Here is a 25,243-nt window from a genome sequence, read left to right as displayed (position 1 = left end):
GCGAAGGGGAGCCCCCTTTCGCATCGATGCGCTCTTGATAGAGGAGCGGGCCATTGAGATCGACCATCATCATTGTAAGTTTGGCCCTCGCCGCGACTGGATGTGGCTCGCGCCCCGTCGTGACCGGGCAGGGAGCGACGGGGGCCGTCCGGTTCATGGTCGGACCGGAGAGTTCGCGGACCCTACAGTACCTGGCGAGTGACATCAAAGCCGTGCGCGTGAGCCTCAAGGACGCCGACAGCGGGAGCGTGTTGAGGCAAGACCTCTTCACCGGCGCCGCGCTGGCGGCCAAGTTGCCTGTCAACGGCCATTCCTTCGCTTTCACCGTCCAGAACCTTAAAGTCGCGGACGCCGTCCGCCCAGCGGGCTATCGCTATCAGGCGACGGTTGAGGCTTTCCGCGAGAGCGCCGCCACGACCTCGCTTGGCACCACTACGTCGAGCGTCTTTGGCGTTCAGCAAGGCCAAACGAGCACCATTCAGCTGCCGAGCTTGACGCTCGCCTCTACCCCGACGGGGTCGTGGAAGGTCACGGTCAATGTCAACTTGAAGGCGCAATGGTCGGTGCGAAGCTACGTGTTGAGTCTGGAGCAAACCAATGGCCAGTTGGCCACCGCGAGCATCACGACGAACTCCGCGAGCCTCACCCGGACCTTCAACAACGTCGTCGCCTTTCCTAGTGGGGTGAGCACCCTCTCCATCACGGTCAACGGCATGAAATCGGTGGGCGGGATGGAATTTGCGAGCACGAACGACACTGTCACCGCTTCGATCCAGCAGGGGACTCAGACCACCTCGACCCGCGCCCTCAACCTCCCCTAACGATGCCGCAGAGAGGAGACCCGATGTTGACGTTGACGAGGTTCATCGCAGGCATACTCTCGTTGGGCCTTCTCAGCGCGTGCGCCGCTTCACCGCAGACGATTCAAGGGACCGATAAGGGCGCTGCCGAAATCGTGTGCGCCCTCGATGAGAGCTGGAGCGTGCAGTACACGCCCGCCGAGGTCAAGGCCATCCGTGTGACCCTCAAGGATATGGGCTTGAAGACCGTGGCGCTTCAAAGAACCTTCCAGGGTAGCGAGCTCTCCAGCCGCCTGAGCACCCGCAATGGGAAGCGTATTTTTACGTGTAACCTCGAGAACCTGACCTTCAAGGACAAGAACCGCCAGATCGAGTACGCAGGGACGATCGAAGCCTTCCTCGATTTTTCGATCGGACAGGTCACCCTGATCGGCACGGCGGAGATCCCCGCCTTCATCGTCAAGCAGAACAAGGTGACGGACGTCAGCGCGGGGACCCTCTGGCTCATGCCGACGCCGCAGCCGAGCAACGGCAGTGCCCTGATCCAGCTTCCCATCATCGATAGCGTGCCTGCGACGACCACCATCGACTAGGAAAAGGAGGCTGGGCTTGCGCCATCGCGCAAGCCCAGTCGTCATTTCTCGCGGTTACCGTGGCGCTCAATAGCCTTCGTTGCTCGCCTCGATCACCATGCAGGTTTCGAGCGTGCAGGCGTTCCCGCACACGTCGCATTTCCCCTCGTTCCGGTCGTCGATGGCGAACATGTTGCCGCACTTCGCGCACTTGAAGCTGCGCGAGGTGGTGGCCTGCTGCAGGCTGATGTTTCCCATCCCGGGCCTCCTTTCGAAGCGGATGGCTTCAGCCTATCTCCCGGCGCGGCTTCGTCAACCCGCTAGAAGAGCAGCTTCTTGTGCCGCATGCTGATGCTCTGGAGCAGGCCGATGGCCGCGAGGTTGGTCATCAGGGCGGTCCCGCCGTAGCTCATCAGGGGCAGGGGGATGCCCACGACGGGCATCATGCCGGTGGCCATGCCCATGTTGACGAAGAGGTGGAAGGTCAGCATCGAGACGACCCCGATGGCCAGGAGCGAGCCGAACTTGTCCTTGGCCCGGTTGGCGACGATCAGGCCCCGCACCAGCACCAGGCAGTAGAGCGCGAGCAGCCCGGCCCCCGCGAAGAAGCCCAGCTCCTCGCCGACCACCGAGAAGATGAAGTCGGTGTGCTGCTCGGGGATGAAGTGGAGCTGGGTCTGGGTGCCGTGGAAGAGGCCCTTGCCGAAGAGGCCCCCTGAGCCCACCGCGATCATGGACTGGATCACGTGGTAGCCGGTCCCCAGCGGGTCGGCCTCGGGGTTGATGAAGGTGCGGATGCGGTTCTTCTGGTACTCCTTGAGGATCTGCCAGGCGAGGGGCACGGCGAGGCCGGCCCCCAGGTTCGCGAGCCAGATGCCGACCGAGAGGATCCAGTGGTGGCGGCGCTGGAAGTAGAGCCAGACGCCGAGCCCCAGCAGGTAGAGGGCGGCCACCCCCATGGAGGCCTGGTGGACGGCCGGGTCGTCGAACAGCACGAAGGGCATGCAGATGATCAGGCTGATCACGGGCGAGACCATCTTGAAGAGGGTCGAGACCGAGAGCCCTGCCCAGAACAGCATCCCCATGGTGATGGCGGCGAAGACGAGGCTCGTGCCAAGATCCGGCTGCTTGAAGATCAAGAGGGCCGGGAAGCCTACGACCGCAAGGCTCGACAGGAAGCCCTCAGGCGAGTGGATGTTCTTGGCGGAGAGGACCTTGGCGAGGCTCACGATCAGGCCGAACTTGGCGTACTCCGAGGGCTGGATCTTGAGGGGGCCGATGCTCAGCCAGCGCTGGGCGCCCAGGGCCGAGTGGCCCGTCACGTCCACGGCGATGAGCATGATGATGGTGATGGCGTAGATGACCCAGGCGGCTTTGCCGTCGAGCCAGTCGTAGCCGTAGAGGATGAAGAAGGTCATGGCGATGACCGCCGGCACCAGGTTGATCAGCTGCCGGATTGCATCGCCGTGATTGACCGACGAGATCGAGGTGACGCCGATCGCCAGGATCCCGACGACGCCCAAGAACATCGCCCAATCGAAGTTTCGCCATGAACGGCCCAGGTTCGGAATCATGCCTTGCTCTCGATGAGACATCCCCGCCCAAGAGGGCGGGGAAGCGGGGGTTTTGCTAGGCCTCGGCCTTGGCGGCCTCGGCGGGATCGCTCTCGGGCCGGACGCGGCGGATGGGGATGTTGGCCAAAAGGGCGACCGTGCCCTCCGAGCGCTCGAGGCTGACCTCGAGGGCCGACTGGTCGATCTCCACGTACTTGGAGAGGACCGACATGAGCTCGGCGCGCATCTGCTCCATCATGGGGGCGGGGATGTCGGCGCGGTCGTGCATCAGCACCAGGCGCAGGCGATCCTTGGCCGCGGCGCGGGCCGAGTTGTCCTGGCGGCCGAAGAGCTTGTCGAAGAAGGTAGGTAGTGCCATGCGATGAACCTCCGTGCGAGCGGGCTAGCCCGCGGCGAACAACTTCTTGAGCTTGCTGAAGAAGCCGGGGGCCTCCTCCAGGGTCATCAGGGGCACTTCTTCGCCCTTGATGCGGCGCGCGATGTTGCGGTAGGCCTGGCCTGCGCGCGATGCCTCATCCAGCGAGGCAGGCTCGCCGCGGTTGGCGGTGGTGATGATCGATTCGTCGTCGGGCACGACGCCAAGCAGCTTGATGCTCAGGATCTCCTGGACGTCTTCGACCGACATCATCTCGGAGTTCTTGACCATCTTGGGGCGCAGGCGGTTGACGATCAGCTGGGGGTTGCGGAGCTCGGCGGCTTCGAGGAGGCCCACGATGCGGTCCGCGTCGCGGACGCTCGACACCTCGGGGTTGGTGACGATGATCGCCTCGGTGGCGCCGGCGGTGGCGTTCTTGAAGCCTTGCTCGATGCCCGCGGGGCAGTCGATCAGGATGGTCGTGTAGCCTTCCTCCTGGAGCTCGGCGATGATCTTGCGCATGTGGTCGGGGGAGACCGCCGACTTGTCGCGGGTCTGGGCCGCGGGCAGGAGGACCAGGTTGGGCTGGCGCTTGTCCTTGATGAGGGCCTGGCGCAGCTTGCAGCGCTCTTCGAGCACGTCGACGATGTCGTAGACGATGCGGTTCTCGAGGCCGAGCACCAGGTCCAGGTTCCGCAGGCCGATGTCGGCGTCCAGCAGAGCGACCTTCTCGCCCAGGGCCGCCAGCGCCATGCCGAGGTTGGCGGTGGTGGTCGTCTTGCCGACGCCTCCCTTGCCTGAGGTGATCACGATGACCCGATTGGACATTTTTCCTCCTAGAGAGTGGTACGGAAAGGGGTGCTGGGCCTAGAGCGGGTTGATGCAGATCTCGCCGTTCTCGACCAGCGCGATCTCGGGGAACTTGCTGAGGGGGGGCGAGCCGGCATCGGGCGAGCGCGCGATGCGGGTGCCGATGCGGATCTGGGTCGGGCGCAGGTTGGTGGCCACGATCCGGGCGGTCTCGTCGCCCGAGGAGCCGGCGTGGGCCACGCCGCGCAGGGTGCCGAACACCACGATGTCGCCCGAGGCGACGACCTCGGCCCCGGCGTTGACGTCGCCGCAGATGACCAGGTGGCCGTCGTGCTGGACCCGCTGCCCCGAGCGGACGGTCTGCTTGAGGTAGAGGGCGTTGTTGAGGGGCAGGGCGGGAGCTGCGGGCTCGACAGGAGCCGGGGCGGGCTTCTTCTCGGGGGTGGGCAGCTTGTCGTGGGCCTCGAGGCCGAGCTGGCCTGCTGCCTGCTTGGTCTCGTCGGCGGTCGTGACCACGGCGGTCGGCACCAGGCCGTAGTCGCCGCGCATCAGGCCCAAGAGGCCCTCCAGGTCGTCCTGGGCCACGGCGCGATCGCCCATGTCGAGGGTGGTCTGCGCGCCCTTCCAGAAGTCCTGGGCCTCTTTGAGCTTGTCTTCGAGCTGCTGGACGGCCTCGTCCCACGCAGCGACGGGCGAGACGACGACCAGCACGCCGTTCTTCCAGCCCTTGACCGAGATGTTATCCAACGTCCCCTTCTCCTTACCCTGTGGCGCGTCGCGCCTAGTCTCCCACGTAGCCCGCCGGCGGGGCGGGCTTGGCCGATTCGGTGGCCATCGACGGGTCCGGCACCCCGAAGAAGCGCCGCATCATCTTGCCCGCCACCGGGGCGGCCATGGAGCCGCCGTGTCCCGCCTGCTCCAGGATCACCGAGATGGCGACCCGGGGCTTGTCGACGGGGGCGTAGCAGACGAACCACCCGTGCGTCTTGAACTTCTCCCCGTTGGCCGACTGCGCCGACCCGGTCTTGCCCGCCGCGGGGAAACCCGGGATTCGCGCCGCGCCGCCCGTGCCGGCCGAGACCGTCTCGGCCAGCGACTGGTGCAGGTGGCGCCAGGTCTCCGCCTTCCAGGAGGTCGGGTGGACCCCCTCGTCGGGTGGCGGGTCGTCCTTGCGCTCTTGCTCGGCCGCAGGACGGACGAGCTTGGGGCGCAGGACGTGGCCGTTGTTGGCGACCGTCGAAATCATGACCGCCGCCTGGATCGGCGTGAGCAGGACGTAGCCCTGGCCGATGGACATGTTGACCGACTCGCCGTCGTACCACTTCTCGCGGTACGCCTCTTTCTTCCACTTGGGGTCGGGGATGAGTCCCTTGACCTCGTGCGGCAGGACGATGCCGGTCTGGCGCCCGAGCCCCAGGGCTCGCGCGTAGCGGGCCATGCGGTCGGCGCCCATCTTGAGCCCCAGCTCGTAGTAGACCGTGTCGATGGACTGGACCATGGCCTTCTTGAGATCGACGATCCCGAAGCCGCCCTTCTTCCAGTCCCGGAACAGCCGCGAGCCCACGTAGAACTCGCCGGTCGAGCGCCAGCGCGAGTTGGCGTTGGCGAAGCCCTCCTCCAAGGCCGCCACGTGGGGGACGATCTTGAAGATGGACCCGGGCGGGTACTTGCTGCTGATGGCGCGGTTGATCATCGGGCGCTGGGTCCCGTCGCTCAACTGCCGCCACAAGGCCGGCGAGATCCGCCCTGCGAACCAGTTGGGATCGAAGCTCGGTGCTGAAGCCATCGCCAGGACCTCGCCCGTGTTGGGGTCGAGGGCCACAGCCGCGCCGCGATGCCCCGCCAGGGACTTCTCGGCCACCTCCTGCACCTTCGCGTCGATGGTCAGCGTCAGATCCTTGCCGGGCACCGGGGGCACCGAGGCCAGGATCCGCACCGGCTTGCCGCGGGCGTCCACTTCGATCTGCTGACGACCTGGCGTTCCGCGGAGCTCGGCGTCGAAAACCTTCTCGACGCCGGTCTTCCCGATTATATCACCTGCTCGGTAACCTTGATCACTGAGATTTTCCAGCTCCTTGTCCGTGATCTCGCCGGTGTAGCCCAGGACATGCGACAGGAAGTTGCCCCGGGGGTAGTAGCGGATGGTCAAGGGCTCGATGCTCACGCCCGGCAGTTGGAGCTGGTTCTCGGCGATGATGGCGATGGTCTGCGCGTCCACGTCCTGCATCAGGCGCACGGGCCGGGCCACGTTGCCGGGGCGCTTCCACTTGGCGCGGATCTCGGCAGGGGACATGTCGAGCAGCTTGCCGAGGCGCTGGATGACCTCGTCGGTCTGCTCCTTGGTCAGCTTGAGCGGGTAGAGGGTGACGGCGTACGAGAGGCGGCTGGTGGCCAGGACGGCGCCGTTGCGATCGCGGATCACCCCGCGCGGGGCGGGCTGGAGGATGATGCGCAGGCGGTTGCCGTCGGCGCGCTCCGAGAAGGTCTCGTTGCGCACGATCTGGAGCTGGACCAGGCGGCCCATGAGGATCGCGCAGACCAGGGCGATGACGCCGGCGAAGGCGAAGAAGCGTACGCGGGTCTGGTTCATCCGCCCAGGCTCTCGGCGCGCATGCCCCAGCGGTCCTGGGTGAGCTTGAGGGCGAGCCGCAGCGCGTGGTAGACGGGCCAGGCGATGATCGCGTTGCCCAGGGACTCGGGCAAAAGGATGGTGCCCAGGTGCTGTACCAGCCAGCCGCGGCCCGTCAGGCCGAAGCCGACCATGACGAGGGCCTCCTGGAGCACGGTGCAGGCGATGACCAGGGGCAGGACGATGAAGGCCTGCCGGTAGTACAGGATGGGCTTGAGGCTACCGGCCAAGAGGCCGACGGCGAGCTTGGGCAGGGTAAAGAGCAGCCCATCGCCGATAAGCAGGTCCTGGCAGGCGCCGGCCGCGAGCCCGAAGAGGGCGCCCTCGCGCGCGCCGGTGCTGACGCTCCAGGCGACCACCACCAGGAGGACCGGGTCGAGCCGGACGGGCAAGAGGTGGTTGAGCGGGGAGGCCTGGAGGCCGAGGCTCATGAGCAGGCAGAAGACAGCCAGCAGGATGCGCATCTAGAGCCTCGGATCGGTGGCCAATGGGGGCAGCACCAGGACCTCTTCGACCCGGTCCAGGTCGGTGTTGAGGACGATGGTGACCTTGGGGGTGATGGCGTTGGGGGCCTGCTCGACGCGGGTGACGCGGCCGACGCTGAGGCCCTTGGGGTAGACCCCGCCGAGGCCCGAGGTGAGCACGGCGTCGCCGACACGGAAGTCCGCCTGCTGCGGCAGGTACTGGAGCATCAGGTTGGTGTTGCCTTCGCCGAGCACCACCCCGGGGGTGCGCGATCGCTGGTTGACGATGCCCACCGTCTGGCCGGGGTCGGTCAAGAGGCGCACGACGGCGCTGTTGGGGCTGACCTTGAGCACGCGCCCGATGACCCCGCGCGGGATGAGCACGACCGAGTCGACCCCGATCCCGGCATCGCTGCCCCGGTCGATGACCAGGCGCTGCTGCCAGTTGTTGGGTGAGCGGGCGATCACGTGGGCGGCGATCCCCTTGGTCTGGGTCGTCTGCGAGAGGGCGAGGAGCTGGCCGAGGCGACGGTTCTCGCTCTCGACCTCAAGCTTGCTCGCAAGCTCGATCTCGACCTTGGAGAGCCGGGCGTGCAGCTCGGCGTTCTCGCGCTTGAGGCGATCCAGGTCCTGGAAGTAGGTGGCCCCGCCCTTGAGCGAGCCGACCACGGACTGGGTGAGCACCCAGCCGGGTCTCAGCATCTCGGTCAGGACGGTGGTGCGGCCTGCCGCCCAGCCGACAAAGGCCGCGGCCCCGAAGAGGGCCACGACGAAGCCGATTTCGCGGGCGGGAAGGCGCTTGAGCAGGGGCATGGGGTCTTAGCTGTAGGTGCCGAGCACTCGCTTGAGGGTGGTGAACTCCTCGAGGACGCGACCGGTGCCGAGGGCGACGCACGAGAGCGGATCGTCCGCGATGTGGACGGGCATCTCGGTGTCGTGGCTGATCAGCTCGTCGAGGCCCTGCAAGAGGGCGCCGCCGCCCGCGAGCACGATGCCGCGGTCGATGATGTCGGCGGCCAATTCGGGCGGGGTCTTCTCGAGGGTGTCGCGCACGGCGTCGACGATGGCGGTGACGGGCTCCTGGAGGGCCTCGCGGACCTCGCTGGAGGTGATGGTCACGGTGCGGGGCAGGCCCGAGACCATGTTGAGGCCGCGAACCTCCATGGACTTGTCCTCGCCGCGGGGGTAGGCCGAGCCGAGGCGGACCTTGATGTCCTCGGCGGTGCGCTCGCCGATGCTCAGGTTGTGGACCTTCTTGAGGTACTGGACGATGGCGTCGGTCAATTCGTCGCCCGCGATGCGGACCGAGCGGCTCACGACGACGCCGCCCAGGGAGATGACGGCCACCTCGGTGGTGCCGCCGCCGATGTCGACGATCATCGAGCCGGTGGGCTCGGAGACGGGCAGGCCCGCGCCGATGGCCGCGGCCATGGGCTCCTCGATCAGGTACACCTCACGAGCACCCGCCTGGAGGGCGGCGTCCATGACCGCGCGGCGCTCGACGCCGGTCACGCCCGAGGGGATCCCGATGACCATGCGGGGACGGAAGACGCCCTGGCGCTCGTGGACCTTCTGGATGAAGTGCTTGAGCATGGTTTCGGCCACGTCGAAGTCGGCGATGACGCCGTCCATCAGGGGGCGGATGGCGACGATGTTGCCGGGGGTGCGGCCGAGCATCTGCTTGGCCTCCTCGCCGACCGCGAGCGCCGTGCCGCGGTTGCCTTGCTGAATGGCGACCACCGAGGGCTCGCGCAGCACGACCCCCTTGCCGCGCACGAACACCAGGGTATTGGCGGTGCCAAGATCGATGCCCATGTCGCGGCTGAAGCGGCCGAAGAGATTGTTGAACACGTACGACTCCTTACAACGATGCGCCGACGCCGGCCCCGCCGGCTTCCGTCCGTTCCCACAGCCCGCGCTCGGTTCGCAGGCTGTAGTAGCCCCCGTCCGCGACGATCACGTGATCGACGAGCGGGATCCCGACCAGGCTCCCTACTGCGATCAGGCGTCGCGTGAGGGCGCGATCCTCCTCCGAGGGGGTCGGATCGCCGGACGGGTGGTTGTGCAAGAGGGCGATCGCGCAGGCTCCCCGCCGGATGGCCTCGCGATAGACCTCTCGCGGGTGGACGACGGCTTCGGTCAGGCTTCCGACCGATACCGCCTCCCACCCCAAAACTTGCTGCCGTCCGTTTAACCAGACGACAAGAGCGTGCTCTCGGCCCTCGCCCCGCAGGTGGGGCGCGACCAGGCGCACGAGATCCTCGGGCCCCCCGATGGCGGGCCGTTCGGTGGCGCGCAGGGCCCCTGCGCGCTCGGCGAGCTCGAAGGCCGCGACCAGGCGGGCCGCCTTGGCGGGCCCCAGGCCGTGGAGCCGTTCGAGCTCCTCGGGCCGCGCGTGGGCGAGGCCCGAGAGGGCTTCGGGCCCCGTCGGCCCGAAAGTGGTGAGCAGGCGCATGGCCAGATCCAGCGCCGTCTCCGCGTTCGAGCCCGATCCCAGGAGGATGGCGAGCAACTCGGCGTCGGCGAGCCCCTTGGGGCCCAGCTCAAGCAACCTTTCACGGGGACGGGCGTCAGGCGGCAGATCCTTGAGGCGGAGGCGCGAGGCCTCCCTCTTGTCCTGCGACTGCATGATCTATATAACGTGCCAGCCGAATTGCCGCAAGGCTTGACCGATGGCTGCGATCGGAAGCCCCACGATGTTCGTGTAGTCTCCCTCGATCGCTTGAACGAACAGGCCTGCCTTGCCCTGGATGGCGTAGGCGCCCGCCTTGTCCTTGGGCTCGCCGGTGGCCACGTAGCGCCGGATCGTCTCTTCGTCGAGGTCGGCGAAGAAGACGCGGCTGCTGGTGAACTCGCTCATGGCGTGGTCGCGCTTGGGATCGACCAGGCTCCAGCCAGTCACCACCGCATGGGCGCGCCCCGAGAGGCGCTTGAGCATGCGCACGGCGTCCTCGTCGTCCTTGGGCTTGCCGAACACTTCCTGGTCCACGACCACGACCGTGTCGGCCCCGATGATCAGGTCGGCGTCCGGGTGACGGTTGGCCACGTCGACCGCCTTGCGGGCGGCGAGCCGCGTGGCGAGCTCGCAGGGGTCCCAATCGGGCTCGGGGACTTCGGGGATGTCGCTCGGGTCGACGACGAAGGGGATCCCTGCCTGGGTGAGCAGTTCCGAGCGCCTGGGTGAGGCGGAGGCGAGGACGACGCGGGCTTCTTGGATCGATCGGGTCACGAGGGGAACCTCTGGTATGGACATGGCTGCTCCCAGTTTACACGTTCGCGTGATGTTAGCGTGAATTTTTTTCGGGGGCGGGCTTGCCGCCGAGCTGGGCCTCGACCGAGGCCAGGTAGCGGCCATAGTGCTCGGAAAGGCTGCCCGAGGTCTCCCAGCGGTAGAGGGCTTCGAGCCTCAGGGAGACGCCCGGCAAGAGCGGGTGGATGTCGCCTACGACGCTTTCGCGCACCAGGTAGCCGCGGCCGGGCAGGGCGTTGGGGTCGAAGAACTGGCTGTAGCCTACGTAGAAGACGTTGCCGCCCCCCATGGCCTGGCTCGCTTCGAGGGCGTACCCGTCGCGGGGCTCGGGGTCGAGGCTGAGGCGCTGGTCCCGGGTCCATTCGCCACGCACCGTGGCCTCGGCGGCCTGGAACTGCCAGTGGACGCCGTAGCGCCGGCGGCCGACGGTGACGCCCGGGTCGGAGAAGCCGCGGGGGAAGACCTGGTCCTGGCCCCACATGCCGCTGACGCCGATGCGGTCGGTGGGGGTCGCCGCCCAGTCGAGGCGGGCGAAGTAGTCCTTTTCGCCGTTGTCGTCGAGGCGATTGGGCCCTGCCCCGTTGAAGAGGCCGACGGTGTAGGGGAAGCCGCCCGCGTTGCTGCTGAGCACCGCCCCCACGTCCCGCCAGCGGATGCCCGAGCCCTGGTAGACCCCGGTGCCGAGCGTCGAGAGGGCCTGGGCCATGGGGGTGTCGACGGGCGAGACCGCTACGGGCGGCGAGATGCTCAGGTAGTCGGTGATGCCGAAGGGCACCAGGAACTGGCCCACCTTGAGCTCGCCGTTGCGCTCGGGGTCGTGGATGGCGACGAAGGCGTCCTCGATCTGGGCGGTGTAGAGGGGGTTGAGGCCGACCCCGCCGCCCTGGCTCCACTTGAGGCGGTCCTGGTAGGCCTGGTAGAGGTCGGGGTTGGCGAGCGGCTGGTCGATGCGCTGGCGCAGGGCCGCCGAGAACTCGGCGTCGATGGTGCTGGTGAAGCTCTGGCCCAGCCGTAGCTCGACGACGGGCAGGCTGCCGCTGAGCTGGGTCTGCGCCAGGCCGAGCGCGGTCGCGATGCCGCCCGCCAGATCGGCGCGCGGCTGGTTGCCCAATTCGGCGCTGACCTTGAGGGCGTACCAGGGCTCGGCGGCCTGCACCGGCAGGGCGAGAGCGCCCCAAAGGGCGGCGAGGGCCGAGAGCGCCAAGCTCGCCTGGCGCAACGGGTGGATGGGGGTGGACAAGGGGCCCTCCTGCGACGTTGAAGACGAGGATGAAAGGAGGCGGGAGTATCTCTTGAATTGTCGATCGCTTGAAGCGGTTCGGCAAGCCCGTCTTGGGGCTTTCGGGAAGAGGGGCTTGCTAGCGGCTCCGCAGGCTCCGCATCAGGGACAGGGCCGCCTCGTCGCGCAGGTTGAGGCTGAGGCAGCGCTTGCAGTGGAAGCGGGCACGCTCGATCCGGCCGGTCTCGGCGAGCATCAGGGCCAGGTTGAAGTGGGCCTCGCCGTGGTCCGGCAGGCGCTCGACGGCTCGTTCGAGCTGGGCGATCGCCCCTTCCAGGTCGCCCTTGAGGCGCAGCACGTTGCCCAGGTTGAGGAAGGCCACCGGCAGGTCCGGCTCCAGCCTGAGGGCCTGCTGGATTTCCCAGAGGGCCTCGGCGAACTCGCCCCGGCGGCTGAGTAAGAAGCCCAGGTTGTTGCGGGCCTCGGCGTCGTGGGGCCAGCGCGCCAGGAGGTTGCGGTAGGTGGCGATCGCCGCGTCGTGGCGGCCGCGATCGGCGAGGGTCATGGCCAGGTAGAACCAGGCGGATTGCAGGTCGGGGTCGTGGGCGATCGCCGCCTCGAAGGAGGCCGTGGCCTTCTCCCACTCTTGCTGCTTGCGGTAGGCCATGCCGAGGGCGCCGTGGGCGAAGGCGTCGTCCGGCTCGTCGCGCAAGAGGCGCCGCAATTCGTGGGCGGCGAGCTTGGCCTCGCCGACGCCGAGCAGGGCTTGGGCGAGCTGGGCGCGCAGGTCGTGGGCGTCGGGTTGCTGTTCGAGGGCGCGTCGCAGGGCGAGGATGGTGCCCTGCTTGTCGCCGAGGGCCTCGCGCACCCGAGCGAGGTTGGCCCACGCGAAGGGGTGCTCGGGGTTGCGCTCGATGGCCGCCTCGAAGGCCGACGCGGCGAGCTCCGGTTCCCCGCGGTGCTCCCGCAGCAGGCCCAGGTTGTTGTGGGCGTCGGGATCCTCGGCATCGAAGGCGAAGATCGCCCCGAGGGTCGATTCGGCGGCCTCCAGGTCCTCGACGGCCATGTAGGCGTAGACGAGGTTGTTGAGGGCCTCCATGTGGCGCGGGTGGCGCAGGCGCAGGGCCTCCAGGACGGGGACGGCCTCGTCGGGGCGCCCCTCGTCGAAGAGCAGGTAACAGAGCTCGAGCCCCGCCTCCAGGTCGTCGGGAGCCAGGGAGAGGGCTTCGCGCAGCGCCTCCTCGGCGCCGGTGGGGTCGTCCTCGGCCAGGCGCGTGCGCGCCGTTTCGAGCCACTCGGTGAACTGGCGCATGGGCATCAGGGGGTGCTCAGGCGCGCGCTCATGTAGGCGCCGGTCTGGATGGAGTGGTACTCCTGGCCGATCTCGCGGTAGCGCGCGCGCGTCTCGGGGCTCATCTGGGAGCCGTTGGCCATGGCCGAGCGGTACTTGGGCTGCTCGTTTCGCCAGTAGGTCGCGATCGCGCGCTCGTCGGGCGTGAGCGGGACCCCATGCTTGGACAGGCTCAGCCGCCCGATGAGGCGCTCCTGCATGCAGTGCATCTGCTCGTGGGCGAGCACGTCGACGAAATCGGCGAAGGTGCCCGCGAGGGTCTTCTGGGGCAGGTAGATCCGGTCCTGCTTCAGGTCGTAGAGGCCGCCGTAGCCGCCCGAGAGGGTGTCGTCGAACTGCACCGGGCAGGGCTTGAAGCCATAGACTTCGCCCAGCTTGGGCAAGAAGTAGCGCATGAACTCGCCTGCCACGCGGCGGTTGACCTCGGGGCGGCCGGGGGTCCAGACCTCGCGCATGCTCGCAAGCACCGGCTCGTCCCGCATGGCATCCACGGCGTCCTCGGCCTTCGCGTCGAAGAGGCGGCCGAGCAGGGCGCGGTACTGGCCCACGCTGCGGGGCAACTCGCCGACGGGGGCCTCTTGGCTCGCTTCGAGCAAAGCCGAGCGGGTGAAGCCCCCGGAGCGCGTCGCGGCTTCGCCGGGCGTTTCCGACGGGCCCGGGTGGGCGTTCTGGAAGCGGGGGTCGAATTGAGCCTCGAAGAGGATCTCGGCCATCCAGGCCTTCTCGCCCTGGGCGGGGCGGGGGGGCGAGACGGGCACGGGTTTGACCGCGGGCGCCTGCACCGGGGCTGGAGCCGGGGCCTGGGGCGCGCGCGCGGGCGGGCGGATGATGGCGGGCTCGCTTGAGATTCGTCGGACCATCCGGGCGCTCCTCGTGGGGGGATGATCTTCCAGTACCCTGCCTCTGGTGGGGTTAAACGAGAGGAAGGTCGAGGCGCCTCTTCCTCGGAGCTGCGCGTCCTGCCGCCCTTTGGTAAGATGGAAGGCGGCCCCCGTGCCACTTTGTCCCTACGCTCGCCGGAGAACCGAATGGATACCACCCCGCTCCTGGATCCCTGCGCCGCTAATCGCCAATCGCTGCTCTCGACGCTCGACGACGCGGTGCGCGCCATGACCGCGGAGCTGGTCGAGACCCGGCGTGATTTCCACCGCTGGCCGGAGCTGAGCTTCCAGGAGGTCCACACTGCCGCCCGGATCGCCCAGGCCCTCCACGGCCTCGGGCTCGAGGTCCAGACCGGGGTCGCCAAGACCGGCCTGGTGGCCCTCTTGCGCGGGGCGCGGCCGGGCAAGACGGTCCTGGTGCGGGCGGACATCGACGCTTTGCCCCTTCACGAGGAGGCGAGCCACTCTTACGTCTCGCGCAATCCCGGGGTGATGCACGCCTGCGGCCACGACGCCCACATGGCCATGCTGCTGGGGGCGATCCGCTTTCTGGTCGAGCACCGCGACAGGCTCTGCGGCAACGTCAAGTTCGTGTTCCAGCCCGCCGAGGAGGGTCCCGGCGGCGCTGATCTCATGATCGAGGAGGGGGTGCTCGAGGCCCCGCATGTGGACGCGGCGCTCGGCTTCCACATCTGGAACGAGCTGCCGGTGGGCCTGGTCGGGGTGCGCGAGGGGGCCTTGATGGCCTCGGCCGACGAGTTCGAGCTCCACGTCCGGGGCCAAGGCGGCCACGGGGCCGATCCGCACCTGGCTGTGGATGCGGTGGTGGTCGCCGCCCACGTCGTCACGGCCCTCCAGACCGTGGTGAGCCGCATGGTGTCGCCGCTCGAGTCGGCGGTCGTGACCGTGGGCCAGATCTCCGCGGGCTCGGGGCACAACATCATCGCCCAGGACGCGGTGATGCGCGGGACGGTCCGCACCTTCAACGAGCGCCTTCGCGCCGAGATGCCCCGGCGGATCGAGGCCCTCGCCTCGGGGGTGGCTTCGGCCTTCGGGGCCACCTGCGAGCTTCGCTACAAGCACCAGTACCCGGTGACGGTCAACGACCGGGAGATGGCTCGGCTGGTCCGCGCCGCCGCCGAGCGAGCGGTGGGGACCGAGCGGGTGGTCGAGGCCGAGCAGACCATGGGCTCCGAGGACATGGCCTACTTCCTGCAGAGGGTGCCGGGCTGCTACTTCCTCATCGGCTCCTACAACGCCGAGAAGGGCTTCGACAAGCCCCACCACCATCCCAGTTTCGACATCGACGAGGACGCCCTGCCGGTCGGGGTCAAGGTGATCGTGCAGAGCGTGCTCGACTACCTGGTCGGGTAATCGAAAGAAGCCTTCGCTGACGACGAAAAGGGCCACCCGCCTATGCGGGTGGCCCTTTTTTTCGAGGGGTTAGGCGAGCTCGGTCGAGATGACGCCGATCAGGCGATCGCAGACCGCGTGGATCTGCGCGTCGTCCTTGCCCTCGACCATCACGCGGATGAGGGGCTCGGTGCCCGAGGCACGGACGAGCAGGCGACCATTGCCCGCCAGCTCGGCATCGGCGTCGGAGATGGCCTTGGCGATCGCGGCGTTCTGCTGCCAACCCTGGGTGGAGGCGAGGCGCACGTTCTTGAGCACCTGGGGGTAGTCGGTCATCTTGGCCGAGAGCACCGAGAGGGGCTCTCCTGCTGCCTTGAGCGCCGAAAGCAGGCGCAAGGCCGAGTTGAGGCCGTCGCCAGTGGTGTTGTCGTCCAGGAAGATCAGGTGGCCGCTCTGCTCGCCGCCGATGCGGATGTCGCGGGCCTTCATCTCTTCGAGGACGTAGCGATCGCCGACCTTGGCGCGCACCAGCTCGCCGCCGAGGCGCTGCACGGCTTCCTCGAAGCCCATGTTGCTCATGACCGTCGCGACCAGCGATGGGCTCTTGAGGCGGCCCGTCGCAAGGGCGTGCTCCAGGCAGATCAGCATGATGTGGTCGCCGTCGACGGTCGAGCCCGTCTCGTCCACCGCGAGCATGCGATCCGCGTCCCCGTCGAAAGCGATGCCCAGCTGGAAGCCGCCCTCGCGGACCTTGGCCTGGAGCATCTCCATGTGGGTCGAGCCGCAGCCCCGGTTGATGTTGTCGCCGTCGGGCGCGTCGTTCAGGACCTGGACGTGGGCGCCGAGTGCTCGGAGCACGCGAGGGGCGAGGGCGTAGGCCGCGCCGTGCCCCACGTCGAGGGCCACGTTCAGGCCGCTGAGGCCCTGCGAGAAGGCCTGGGTCACGTGCCGAACGTAGTTCTCCACCAGGTCGAAGCGATCCTCGACCACCCCCAGCGCCTCGCCCGTGGGGCGGGGCAGGGTGTCCTCGGCGGCGTCGAGGTGGGCCTCGATGGCGGCCTCGGTCTCGTCGGGCAGCTTGAAGCCGTCGCCGCTGAAGAACTTGATGCCGTTGTCGGGGCTCGGGTTGTGGGAGGCCGAGATCATGACCCCCGCGGCCCCGCCGCAGTTGGCCGTGAGCCAGGCGACGACCGGGGTGGGGACCACGCCCAGGCGGTACACGTCCACGCCCACCGAGCAGATGCCCGCCGCGAGGGCGGCTTCGAGCATGGTGCCCGAGCGGCGGGTGTCGCGGCCGATGAAGATCACGGGGCGATCGCCCTGGTGCCCCTCGAGCAGGACCGCCGCGCCCGCGCGCCCCAGCTTGAAGGCAAGCTCGGGGGTGAGCTTGTCGTTGGCGAGGCCGCGGACCCCGTCGGTGCCGAAGTACTTGCCCATCGCTACACCCCCACTTCCTTGCGATGCCAGGTCCAGGCCGTCTCGATGATCTGGTCGAGCTTGGCGAACTCGGGCTTCCAGCCCAGCTCGGTGATGGCCTTCTCTGCCGATCCGATCAGCTGGGGGGGATCCCCTTCGCGGCGCGGGGCGAACTCGAAGGGCACCTTGCGGCCCGTCAGGCGCTCGGAGGTCTCGATGACTTCCTTGACCGAGTAGCCGCTGCCGTTGCCCAGGTTGTAGATGGAGCTCTCGCCGCCCGAAAGCAGGCGCTCCAGACCCAGGATGTGGGCGCGCGCCAGGTCGATGACGTGGATGTAGTCCCGGATGCAGGTGCCGTCCGGGGTGGGGTAATCGTCGCCGAAGACCTTGAGCGGGGTGCCGCCCATGGCCGCGCGCAGCACCAGGGGAATCAGGTGGGTCTCGGGATCGTGGCGCTCGCCGATGTCCCCTTCGGGATCGGCACCCGCCGCGTTGAAGTAGCGGAAGCAGATGCTCTTGAGGTCGTAGGCGCGGCCGTAATCGGCGAGCACCCGCTCGACCATGAGCTTGGAGGCGCCGTAGGGGTTGATGGGGGCCTGGCCGTGGGTCTCGGGGATGGGAATCTGGGTCGGCACCCCGTAGGTGGCGCAGGTGGAGCTGAAGATGAACTTGTCGACGCCGAACTCGCGCATCACCTTGAGGAGGTTGAGGGTGGCCGCGACGTTGTTGAAGTAGTACTTCTCGGGGTCGGTGACGCTCTCGCCCACGTAGGCGTAGGCGGCGAAGTGCATGACGCCCGCGATCTTGTATTTACGGAAGACCTCGCGCAGGCGCTCGGTGTCGCTCATGTCGCCTTCTTCGAAGGCCCCCCACTTCACCGCGTCGCGGTGACCGTAGACCAGGTTATCGAAGGTGACGGTGTTGTAACCCTGGCGGTTGAGCTCTTTGACGCAATGGGAGCCGATGTAACCGGCGCCGCCGACCACCAGGATCATGTCGTTTGTTGCTGGCATGAAGGGTCCTTTCGGAGAGGGATTGGTTCTTCCAAGTGTAGCGAGGGGATGCTCGGGGGAGCAAGCCGTACCAGCTCCCGGATGAGCATGGCGAAGGCGACGACGCTCACCAGGCTCAAGATACGATCGAGCCAGACGGTGTTTAACAGGCGAGCGACGTTGGGGTCCTGGGCGTAGACCAGGTTGACGATCGTGACGACGCACAGCGTCCAGTAGAGGCGCTTGAGGCGCGGCCGGTAGGCGTAGGCGAGGGTGAGGATGCCGAGGGCGACGATGCCGTAGCGCTCGTGCATGCGCGTGGCGAACATGAAGAAGGCGAGCACGCTGGTGGCGGCCCCGAGCCAGAACGTGGCGGGGTCGCGCCGCTTGAAGAGCACCACGGCGATCGCGAGCTGGACGAGGCCGAGCAGGACGAGGCCCCAGACGCGCTGGCTCAGGCCCAGGAAGGTCGCGTCGTCCGGCCTGAGCTGGCCGAAGAGGCCGTGCAAGTTGAAGGCGTTGAAGGCGCCGTAGGGGTAGCTCTGCGCGGTGGTCGTCATGCGCGAATAAAGGGCCATGAACGAATCGAGCGGGGCCCCGTGCGGCCAGAAGGGGCGAATGGCGACGAACACGGCCATCGTCCCGGCGGCGAGGGTCAGGAGCCAGCGGCCGGGATGGTGGCGGAACCACTGAGCGGCGAGAAAAAACGGCGCGAGGAAGAGGGCCTGGGGCTTGAGCATCAGGGACAGGGCGGCGAGGACCCCGGCGCGGACGAGCCAGCCCTGGGTCAGGGCCCAGAGGATGCCCAGCATGAAGGTCAACAGCAGCGTGTCGATCTGGCCCCAGTAGACGGCGTCGTAGAGGAAGAGCGGGTTGAAGAGGGCGAGGATCGCCGCGCCCTTCGCTTTCTCGGGCCCGAGGTGCGGCGCGAGGATGCGATAGACCAGAAAGCCGTTGAGCAGATCGAGCAACCCCACCAGCGCCTTGAGCAGGGCGTTGAAGGCCGTGACCGGCATGAACGACGCGAAGGCGGTCAAGGCGAGCGGGGTGACGTCGAAGCGGGTGTAGAGCCAGGACCAGCCCCCGAGCCAGGCCATGTAGAGGGGCGGGTAGTCGCAGGCGAAGAAGGCCTTGCTTCCCTCGTAGAAGCCCGCAGGGCCGTTCAGGACCATGGCCACGCCCCAGGCCTTGAAGCAGGCCTGGTCGAAGGGTTGCCCGCCGGGGATCAGGGCGATCGCGACGCGCAGGAGCGCCGCGTAGAAGAACAGCCAGGGCAGAGAACGGCGCACCGGGCGGGGCCTAGGCTAGTAAGCCTTGTAGAACAGGACTTCCAACGCCGTCTTCACGATGATCCGCAGGTCGAAGAGCAGCGACCAGTTCTCCACGTAGTAGATGTCGTAGCGGGTGCGCTCCTCGATGGTGCCTTCCTCGCCGCGCAGGCCGTTCACCTGGGCCCAGCCCGTCAGGCCGCTACGCACCAGGTGGCGGTCCATGTACTTGGGGATGTAGGTCTTGAACTGGTCGATGAAGAAGGGGCGCTCGGGGCGCGGGCCCACCAGGCTCATGTCACCCGCGAGCACGTTCCAGATCTGGGGTAGCTCGTCCAGGCTGAAGCGGCGCAGCACGGCCCCGATGGGGGTCGCGCGGTTGTCGCCGGCCTTGGCCCAGACCGGACCGCTCGCATCCTCGGCGTCGATGCGCATGGTGCGGAACTTGTAGATGTTGAACAAGCGACCGTCCCGGCCCATGCGCTCCTGCTTGTAGAAGATGGGGCCGGGGCTCGTCAGCTTCACCAAGAGGGCGGTGACGAGCAGGATGGGCATGGCCAGCATCAGGCCGATGGCCGACAGTGCGATGTCCATCAGGCGCTTGAAGAAGCGATTGTGCCACTTGCGCAGGGGCACGTCCCAGATCTCGAGGGTCGGGATGCCGTCCAGGTCCGAGATCTGGATCTTGGCGGTCATCAGCTCGAGCAGGTCGGGCACGATGCGGAACTGCACGTGGCGGCGCGAGGCCACCCCGCCCATCAGCTCGACGAACTCGCTGAAGGTCGCCCCCGGCCGGGCCAGGATCACCTCGTCGATCCGGTGCTGCTCGATGACGGCGGAGAGGTCCTCGACTTCGCCCAGGACCTGGCCGTAGGTCTTGACGTGGGTCTCGCGCAGCTCGCCGGTGCGCACCGCGCACAGCCAGCGCTCGCCTTCCATCCACTCGCCGGGCGCGGGCACGAAGCCCACCAGGCGATGGCCCAGGTGCGGGGCGTCCTTGAAGCGCGCGGCCATCATCTCGCCGAGGGGGTTGCAGCCTACGATCAGGGTGCTGAGGCTTCCCCAGCCCTTGGCTTGCAACCATTCCTGGAGGGTGCGCAGTCCCAGGTGGAAGGCAGCGAGGGCCACGTAGCCGAACACCACGCTGTAGACCAGCACCAGGCGCGAGTAGGAGAAGTCGCGGTAGAAGAAGCCGAGGCCCATGGCGAGCAGGGTGCCGAGGCTCAGTCCGAAGCCCAGGATGACAAGGTCCTCGAACTTGGAGGCGGCGCGCTGGTAGCGGTACAGGCCCGTGGCGGCGAGCACCATGACCCAGACCGTCGCGATGAGGATGGTCGCATGCCAGTAGGGGCTCCAGGGCGGCCCATGCTCGACCGAGGCGAGGACGTGCCACTCGAAGCGCATGGCGTAGACCAGGGCGAAGACGCCGTTGATGAGCGCCCAGTCCGCCAGGACCACGAAGGGCAGCCCGGCGTACATGATGTTGCGCTTGAGCCACTCGCGCCAGTCGGGCGCCATGGTGCTCGGCGATAGGGGGGAATGCGCTTCGAGCGCGTCTTTAGCCATGCACGGCCTCGCTGACTCCCTCGAAGACACCATCTCGGCGCTCGGCGATGGCTTGGTCGATGACGCCGCGCATGCGCGCGGCAAAGGCCTCGAAGGCGAAGCTCTCGGCGTGGCGCCGGATCGCCGCGGGCTCGAAGTCGATCCGATCCAGGCGCTTGAGGGCCTGGACGAGGCTCTCGGCGCGCTGCTCGGGGAAGAAGGCGCCCGTGACGCCGTCGATGACGGTCTCGAGCGCGCCGCCCGCGCCAAAGGCGACGACCGGTCGGCCGGCGGCCTGGGCTTCGAGCGGGACGATGCCGAAGTCCTCGAAGGCGCCGAAGACCAGCGCGCGGCAGCGGGCCATCTCGCCGGCGACCTCCGCGTCGTTCAGGTGGCCGAGGAACTGCACGTTGGGCCTGGCCATGGCCTTGAGCTCGGCGTAGAGGGGGCCGTCACCGATGATCTTGAGGGGCATGCCGGTGAGGTTCGCGGCCTGCACGGCGAGGTCGACGCGCTTGTAGGGGACCAGGCGCGAGAGCACCAGGAGGTGATCGCCGATCTGCGAGGCGGGGGCGGGCTGGAAGCGCTCCACGTCGATGGGGGGCGGCACCACCTCGGCGGGTCGGCGGTAGTGCTTCTGGATGCGGCGCGCGACCTCGCGAGAGTTGGCGACGAAGCGATCGACGCGATTGGCGGCGAGCACGTCCCACTGGCGCAGGTAGCTGAGCAGGGCGGCGGAGACGGGGCGCAGCAGCGGGTTGACCGTGGCCTGATACGAGTGGTACAGGTCCCAGGCGTAGCGCATGGGGGTGTGGGTGTAGCTGACGTGGACCGTTTCGGGGCGGGTCACGACGCCCTTGGCGCAGGCGTGAGCGCTCGACAGCACCAGGTCGTAGCCGGTCAGGTCAAATTGCTCGAAGGCGAGCGGCATCAGGGGCAGGAGCTTCTGGTAGTGCTTGGTGCCACCGGGCAAGCGTTGCAGGAAGGACGGCCGCACGTCGAGTTCACCGAACTCGGCCGGCAGCAGGTCCCGGCGGTGGACGGTCGTGAACACGGGGGCGTCCGGGAACATGCGGTGGAAGGCCCAGACCACGCGCTCGGAGCCACCGAGGGTGGTGAGCCATTCATGAACCAGGGCGACCTTCAATGACCGTGCCTCTCGAGCGCCGCCCCCGGTGGGGCGGGTTAGCTTGGGGATTCGATCGAGTTCCTCAGGACGTCGTGAGGGCCTGGTGGTACGCTTCGACCGTCCTGGCCGCTGTCACGTCCCACTGGAAGGTGTGCGCCCGCTCGCGGCCCAGGGCCGCAAGGGCCTCGCGACGGCCCTGATCCTCGCACAGAGACTCGATTGCTCGTTGCCATTCTAGCACACGATCAGGGCTCAAGAGCAGCCCGGCAGGCCCCACCACCTCGGGGATAGAGGCGCGATCGCTCGCAATCACGGGGACGCCGGCCGCCATGGCCTCCAGGGGCGGCAGCCCGAAGCCCTCGTAGCGCGAGGGGAAGACGAAGGCCGTGGCCTCCTGGTACAGGGCGGCGAGGTCCGCGTCGTCGGCGACGAAGCCCGTCAGCACGACCCGGTCCGAGAGGTTGCGCGCCGCGAGCCGCTCGCGCATGGGCACGCGCGGATCCTCCTTGCCGACCAGGACCAGCTTCACGTCGCCGAAGCGAGCGGGGTCCAGCTGCTCCATGACGGCAAGCAGCAAGTCGACGTTCTTGTAGCCCTTCCATTGGCCGGCATACAGCAGGTAGCGGCCACTGAGCTGGTAGCGATCGCGCACCCGGCGCCGCGCGTCCGGTGCAACCGCCTCGGCGAAGCGCGTCTCCACGCCGAGCGGGATGGTCTCGACCTTCTCGGGCCTGGCGCCTGCCAGGGTGATGAGGTCCTGGCGGGTGTGCTCGGAGACGGTCAGGACGCGTCGCGCGAGGCGCGGCACCAGGCGCGCCATGGCGTGGAAGTAGGCGCCGCCGAAGCGGGCGGCGATCGCCTCAGGGTAGTGGAAGGGGATCAAGTCGTGGATGGTGGCGACCAGGGACACGCGACTCAAGAGGGGCGCGTTCAGGTGCGGAACGTGCAGCAGGTCGAGCCCGGCGTCCTTGACGGCCCCGACGACCTTCAGTTGCTCTTGAGGCGACAGGGGCCTGGCATCGAGCGAGCGGCGTTCGACGCCAGGAAAGTCCCACCGCGGATCCGCCACTTGATGAGGCAGCATCCAGGCGATGACCTCGCGCTGAGGGGCGGCGAGCCGTGGCAGCAGGCACTGGATGTAGCGCCCGATACCGCTGTTTTCGATGAGCCGTGCGTCGAAGCCGATGCGAATGGGAAAGGTCTCCAGGCGATACTCCCCGCCGGGGCGGGAGTGGGATCTCAGGGCGAGGCTAGGCGAGCGAGGCTTGGCGATCCAGCAGCTCTTGGTAGTACGCGATCGTCTTCACGAGGCCTTCTTCGAGCATGACCTTGGGCTCCCAGTCGAGCACCGCCTTGGCCCGCGAGATGTCCGGGCGGCGCGTCTTGGGGTCGTCCTGGGGCAGCGGCCGATAGCTGATCTCGCTCTTGCTGCCGGTCATCTCGATGACTCGCTTGGCGAAGTCGAGGATCGTGAACTCGACCGGGTTGCCGATGTTCACCGGCTCGGTCACTCCCGACGCCATCAGGCGACGGATCCCCTCGACCAGATCCGACACGTACTGGAAGCTGCGGGTCTGCTGCCCCTCGCCGAAGACGGTCAGGGGCTCGCCACGCAGTGCCTGGTTGATGAAGGAGGGCACGACCCGCCCGTCATCGGGCCGGTTGCGCGGGCCGTAGGTGTTGAAGATGCGAACGATGCGCGTGTCCACGCCGTGGGTACGGTGGTAGGCCATGGTGATGGCCTCGGCGAAGCGCTTGGCCTCGTCGTACACCCCGCGCGGGCCGATGGGGTTCACGTTGCCCCAGTAGCTCTCGGGCTGCGGGTGGACCAGGGGATCGCCGTAGACCTCGGAGGTCGAGGTCAAGAGGAACTTCGCCCCCTTGGCCTTCGCGAGCCCCAGGGCGTTGTGGGTGCCGAGCGAGCCCACCTTGAGGGTCTGGATCGGCAGCTCCAGGTAATCGATCGGGCTTGCGGGGCTCGCCAGGTGCAGCACCCAGTCCACCGCGCCCTGCACGTGGATGTGGTTGCTCACGTCGTGGTGGATGAACTCGAAGAGGGTACTGCTCTGGAGGTGCTGGATGTTGGCGAGGGAGCCGGTGACGAGGTTGTCCACCACGACCACCCGGTGTCCCTCGGAAACGAGGCGATCGCAGAGGTGCGACCCGATGAACCCCGCCCCGCCCGTGACGACGATGCGCATGCTTACCTCCCCACGCCGACGTAGACGAAGCCGTCGTGCTCGGCCGTCGCTGGGTCGTAGATATTGCGGGCATCCACCAGCACGTTGGAGCGCATGACCGCCTTGAGCTGCGCCAGATCCAGCCGCTTGAACTCGTCCCACTCGGTCACCACGACGATGGCATCGCACCCCCAGGCCAGGTCCGTCGGATCGGCCGCATAGACCAGCTCCAGCTCGGGATGCTGGCGTTTGCACGCCTCCATGGCGATGGGATCGTAGCCCTTGATGCGCGCGCCCATCTTGAGCAGGGTCTGGGCGATGTCGAGGGCCGGGGCGTCGCGCAGGTCGTCGGTGTTGGGCTTGAAGGCGAGGCCCAGGAGGCCGATGGTCTTGCCCTTGACGATCTTGAGCTGGTCCTGCAGCTTTTGGACGATGCGCTGGCGCTGGGCCTGGTTGACCTCGATGGTCGCCTTGAGCATCTGCGGCTCGTAGCCGTACTCCCGGGCGATCGAGACCAGGGCCGAGACGTCCTTGCCGAAGCACGAGCCGCCCCAGCCGGCGCCGGCGTTGAGGAAGCGCTGGCCGATACGGGCGTCGAGGCCGATGCCGCGGGCCACCTCGACCACGTCGGCGCCGACCTTCTCGCAGAGGTTCGCGATCTCGTTGGCAAACGAGATCTTGGTGGCCAAGAAGGCGTTGGCCGCGTACTTGATCATCTCGGCCGACTGGAGGTCGGTGGTCACGAGCGGCACCGCACCGAAGCCCTCGGGCCGAACGGCCACGCTCGGGGCCTTGAAGGTCTGCTCGAGGATGGGCGCGTAGAGCTGGCGCAGGATGGAGAGGGCCTCGGGCTCATGGGCCCCGACCACGATGCGGTCCGGGTACAGGGTGTCGCCGATGGCCGAGCCCTCGCGCAAAAACTCGGGGTTGGAGGCCACCATGAACACCGGTCCGGCCTCCTGCCCGAAGCCAAGGCTGCCGGTCCCGTGCTGGCCGGCGGGCTGCAGGGAGTGAATCCCCTCGCGCACCAGCATCTCGACCCAGTTGCCCGAGCCGATGGGCACCGTGCTCTTGTTCACGATGACTCGCGGCTTGCCGGTGTCGAGCGCGGCGCCGATGGCGCGCGCCACTGTCTCCACGTACTGGAGGTCGGGCTCGCCGGAAGGCTGTGGGGGGGTGCCCACGGCGATGAAGACGACGTCCGCCGGGCGGACCCCCTCCTCGATCGACATGCTGAAGCGCAGGCTGCCCTTCTGGGCGCCGCCTTGCTTGATGCAGTGGGTGAGCAGCTCCGAGAGGCCGGGCTCGTAGATGGGGGACTGGCCGGCGCGCAGTTGGTCGATCTTGGCAGGGTTGTTGTCGACGCACACCACGTCGTGCCCCAGGTACGAGAGGCAGGTGCCCGTGACGAGGCCGACGTAGCCGGTGCCGATGACGCAAACTTGCATGCCTTCT

25 protein-coding genes are annotated in these 25,243 nt (G+C 67.9%); 3 read left to right on the top strand and 22 right to left on the bottom strand.

What is annotated here, in order from left to right:
* Positions 1 to 53: 53 nt before the first annotated feature.
* Positions 54 to 821 (top strand): hypothetical protein, encoded by a 768-nt coding sequence (locus J7643_15950; protein MBO9542080.1) that lies wholly within the window; start codon positions 54 to 56, stop codon positions 819 to 821.
* Positions 822 to 982: 161 nt separating this feature from the next.
* A complete protein-coding gene (locus tag J7643_15945) occupies positions 983 to 1,393 on the top strand; it encodes a hypothetical protein (GenBank protein MBO9542079.1) in 411 nt (136 codons plus the stop codon).
* Between the two features lie 66 nt (positions 1,394 to 1,459).
* On the opposite strand, the gene J7643_15940 is transcribed toward J7643_15945, so the two are convergent.
* The 14 genes from J7643_15940 to J7643_15875 all read right to left on the bottom strand — a co-directional run bounded on the left by J7643_15940 (position 1,460) and on the right by J7643_15875 (position 13,884).
* Entirely contained in the window at positions 1,460 to 1,630 is a 171-nt protein-coding gene (locus tag J7643_15940) for a hypothetical protein (GenBank protein MBO9542078.1), read from the bottom strand.
* A 62-nt stretch (positions 1,631 to 1,692) separates the two neighbouring features.
* Positions 1,693 to 2,946: a rod shape-determining protein RodA gene (gene rodA, locus J7643_15935; GenBank protein MBO9542077.1), complete on the bottom strand. Its 1,254-nt coding sequence runs from the start codon at positions 2,944 to 2,946 to the stop codon at positions 1,693 to 1,695.
* Positions 2,947 to 3,001: 55 nt separating this feature from the next.
* Entirely contained in the window at positions 3,002 to 3,304 is a 303-nt protein-coding gene (gene minE / locus J7643_15930; protein ID MBO9542076.1) for a cell division topological specificity factor MinE, read from the bottom strand.
* Positions 3,305 to 3,328: 24 nt separating this feature from the next.
* Entirely contained in the window at positions 3,329 to 4,129 is an 801-nt protein-coding gene (gene minD / locus J7643_15925) for a septum site-determining protein MinD (GenBank protein ID MBO9542075.1), read from the bottom strand.
* Positions 4,130 to 4,168: 39 nt separating this feature from the next.
* Complete coding sequence (minC, locus tag J7643_15920; protein ID MBO9542074.1) at positions 4,169 to 4,858, bottom strand: septum site-determining protein MinC; 690 nt, start codon at positions 4,856 to 4,858, stop codon at positions 4,169 to 4,171.
* A 34-nt stretch (positions 4,859 to 4,892) separates the two neighbouring features.
* On the bottom strand, positions 4,893 to 6,701 hold the full coding sequence (gene mrdA / locus J7643_15915; protein MBO9542073.1) for a penicillin-binding protein 2: 1,809 nt from the start codon (positions 6,699 to 6,701) through the stop codon (positions 4,893 to 4,895).
* A complete protein-coding gene (mreD, locus tag J7643_15910; GenBank protein ID MBO9542072.1) occupies positions 6,698 to 7,204 on the bottom strand; it encodes a rod shape-determining protein MreD in 507 nt (168 codons plus the stop codon). Before mreD ends, mrdA begins: the two co-directional genes overlap by 4 nt.
* Positions 7,205 to 8,017, bottom strand: a complete 813-nt coding sequence (gene mreC / locus J7643_15905; GenBank protein ID MBO9542071.1) for a rod shape-determining protein MreC — start codon at positions 8,015 to 8,017, stop codon at positions 7,205 to 7,207. It abuts the gene before it with no gap.
* Between the two features lie 6 nt (positions 8,018 to 8,023).
* Complete coding sequence (locus tag J7643_15900; protein ID MBO9542070.1) at positions 8,024 to 9,055, bottom strand: rod shape-determining protein; 1,032 nt, start codon at positions 9,053 to 9,055, stop codon at positions 8,024 to 8,026.
* Between the two features lie 10 nt (positions 9,056 to 9,065).
* The gene (gene radC / locus J7643_15895) at positions 9,066 to 9,833 is read right to left on the bottom strand and encodes a DNA repair protein RadC (protein MBO9542069.1); all 768 of its coding nucleotides are present in this window, start codon (positions 9,831 to 9,833) and stop codon (positions 9,066 to 9,068) included.
* Positions 9,834 to 9,836: 3 nt separating this feature from the next.
* Complete coding sequence (gene maf / locus J7643_15890; GenBank protein MBO9542068.1) at positions 9,837 to 10,421, bottom strand: septum formation inhibitor Maf; 585 nt, start codon at positions 10,419 to 10,421, stop codon at positions 9,837 to 9,839.
* A gap of 67 nt (positions 10,422 to 10,488) precedes the next feature.
* Positions 10,489 to 11,694 carry a hypothetical protein gene (locus J7643_15885; protein ID MBO9542067.1) on the bottom strand — a complete coding sequence of 402 codons (1,206 nt, stop codon included), beginning with the start codon at positions 11,692 to 11,694 and terminating at the stop codon, positions 10,489 to 10,491.
* Positions 11,695 to 11,812: 118 nt separating this feature from the next.
* Positions 11,813 to 12,991 carry a tetratricopeptide repeat protein gene (locus J7643_15880; protein ID MBO9542066.1) on the bottom strand — a complete coding sequence of 393 codons (1,179 nt, stop codon included), beginning with the start codon at positions 12,989 to 12,991 and terminating at the stop codon, positions 11,813 to 11,815.
* Positions 12,991 to 13,884 (bottom strand): hypothetical protein, encoded by an 894-nt coding sequence (locus tag J7643_15875; GenBank protein MBO9542065.1) that lies wholly within the window; start codon positions 13,882 to 13,884, stop codon positions 12,991 to 12,993. Before J7643_15875 ends, J7643_15880 begins: the two co-directional genes overlap by 1 nt.
* Positions 13,885 to 14,052: 168 nt before the next feature.
* On the opposite strand from J7643_15875, the gene J7643_15870 reads away from it, so the two are divergent.
* Entirely contained in the window at positions 14,053 to 15,279 is a 1,227-nt protein-coding gene (locus tag J7643_15870; GenBank protein MBO9542064.1) for an amidohydrolase, read from the top strand.
* 69 nt (positions 15,280 to 15,348) lie between these two features.
* Here J7643_15870 and J7643_15865 read toward each other — a convergent pair whose 3' ends face one another.
* The 8 genes from J7643_15865 to J7643_15830 all read right to left on the bottom strand — a co-directional run bounded on the left by J7643_15865 (position 15,349) and on the right by J7643_15830 (position 25,236).
* Positions 15,349 to 16,695 (bottom strand): phosphoglucosamine mutase, encoded by a 1,347-nt coding sequence (locus J7643_15865; protein ID MBO9542063.1) that lies wholly within the window; start codon positions 16,693 to 16,695, stop codon positions 15,349 to 15,351.
* A gap of 2 nt (positions 16,696 to 16,697) precedes the next feature.
* Positions 16,698 to 17,669, bottom strand: coding sequence for a UDP-glucose 4-epimerase GalE (gene galE, locus J7643_15860; protein ID MBO9542062.1), 972 nt, complete (start codon positions 17,667 to 17,669; stop codon positions 16,698 to 16,700).
* Positions 17,666 to 18,955: a DUF2029 domain-containing protein gene (locus J7643_15855; protein MBO9542061.1), complete on the bottom strand. Its 1,290-nt coding sequence runs from the start codon at positions 18,953 to 18,955 to the stop codon at positions 17,666 to 17,668. The genes galE and J7643_15855 overlap by 4 nt, the downstream gene beginning before the upstream one ends.
* Before the next feature lie 15 nt (positions 18,956 to 18,970).
* Complete coding sequence (locus tag J7643_15850; protein ID MBO9542060.1) at positions 18,971 to 20,500, bottom strand: undecaprenyl-phosphate glucose phosphotransferase; 1,530 nt, start codon at positions 20,498 to 20,500, stop codon at positions 18,971 to 18,973.
* Positions 20,493 to 21,626: a glycosyltransferase gene (locus J7643_15845; GenBank protein MBO9542059.1), complete on the bottom strand. Its 1,134-nt coding sequence runs from the start codon at positions 21,624 to 21,626 to the stop codon at positions 20,493 to 20,495. The genes J7643_15850 and J7643_15845 overlap by 8 nt, the downstream gene beginning before the upstream one ends.
* Positions 21,627 to 21,690: 64 nt before the next feature.
* Positions 21,691 to 22,692 carry a glycosyltransferase family 4 protein gene (locus tag J7643_15840; protein ID MBO9542058.1) on the bottom strand — a complete coding sequence of 334 codons (1,002 nt, stop codon included), beginning with the start codon at positions 22,690 to 22,692 and terminating at the stop codon, positions 21,691 to 21,693.
* A 166-nt stretch (positions 22,693 to 22,858) separates the two neighbouring features.
* Entirely contained in the window at positions 22,859 to 23,809 is a 951-nt protein-coding gene (locus J7643_15835) for an SDR family oxidoreductase (GenBank protein MBO9542057.1), read from the bottom strand.
* 2 nt (positions 23,810 to 23,811) lie between these two features.
* A complete protein-coding gene (locus J7643_15830) occupies positions 23,812 to 25,236 on the bottom strand; it encodes a UDP-glucose/GDP-mannose dehydrogenase family protein (GenBank protein ID MBO9542056.1) in 1,425 nt (474 codons plus the stop codon).
* Positions 25,237 to 25,243: the final 7 nt, after the last annotated feature.

The organism is bacterium (assembly GCA_017744355.1).
Taxonomy (GTDB): domain Bacteria; phylum Cyanobacteriota; class Sericytochromatia; order S15B-MN24; family UBA4093; genus JAGIBK01.
The sequence above is the reverse complement of the archived record's forward strand: the minus strand, read 5'-3'. Positions and strand labels throughout refer to the sequence as shown.